Origin of the sequence: Micromonospora sp. LOL_025, assembly GCF_048060285.1 — a bacterium.
Taxonomy (GTDB): Bacteria; Actinomycetota; Actinomycetes; order Mycobacteriales; family Micromonosporaceae; genus Micromonospora.
Map to the genome: position 1 here is coordinate 1 of NZ_JBHMIR010000112.1, position 691 is coordinate 691.

Consider the following 691-nt stretch of genomic DNA (forward strand, 5'->3'; position numbering starts at 1 on the left):
GAAGCTAAGCCCTCCAGCGCCGATGGTACTGCACTCGGGAGGGTGTGGGAGAGTAGGACACCGCCGGACAACTTTTCCAGTCGAGGGCCGCCCCATCCGGGTCGGCCCTCGACTGCGTTAGCGTCGTGGGTGACGCAATGAGGAAGGATGTACCTGTGAGTTCAGGATCGCAGGGCGGAGATCGTCCCCGTCGCTACGAAGACCGTTCGGGTGGGCGCGAGGGAGCACCGCGCCGCGACGATCGGCCCCCGTACCCGGAGGACCGGGGCGGCCAGCGTGGCGGGTACGCCGGCGGCAACCGTCGTGACGGCGACTCCCGCGGTGGCGACCGCCGAGAGGGCGGCTTCCGGTCCGGTCCGCGTGACGGCGACTCCCGCAGTGGTGGCGCACCTCGTCGGGACGCCAGCGACCGCCAGGGCGGCTTCCGCGGCGACCGTGAGGGTTCCCGGGGCGGAGACCGCCGCGAAGGCGGCTTCCGTCGGGACGGTGACGAGCGATCCGGCGGCTACCGTGGCGGCGACCGTCGTGAGGGTGGCGATCGCCCGGGCGGTTTCCGTGGCGGCGACCGCGACGGTGGTTTCCGTGGTGGTGACCGCGAGGGTGGCTTCCGCGGTGGTGACCGTCGTGAGGGTGGTTTCCGTTCGGGTCCGCCGCGTGAGGGTGGCTTCCGTGGTGGTGACCGTCGTGAGGG

The 691-nt window shown here is 71.9% G+C and carries 1 protein-coding gene; it reads left to right on the forward strand.

What is annotated here, in order from left to right; genetic code table 11:
* Positions 1-321: 321 nt before the first annotated feature.
* Positions 322-691 (forward strand): hypothetical protein (locus ACFHW0_RS31710; RefSeq protein ID WP_416613305.1); only part of this gene is annotated, 370 nt, incomplete at its 3' end.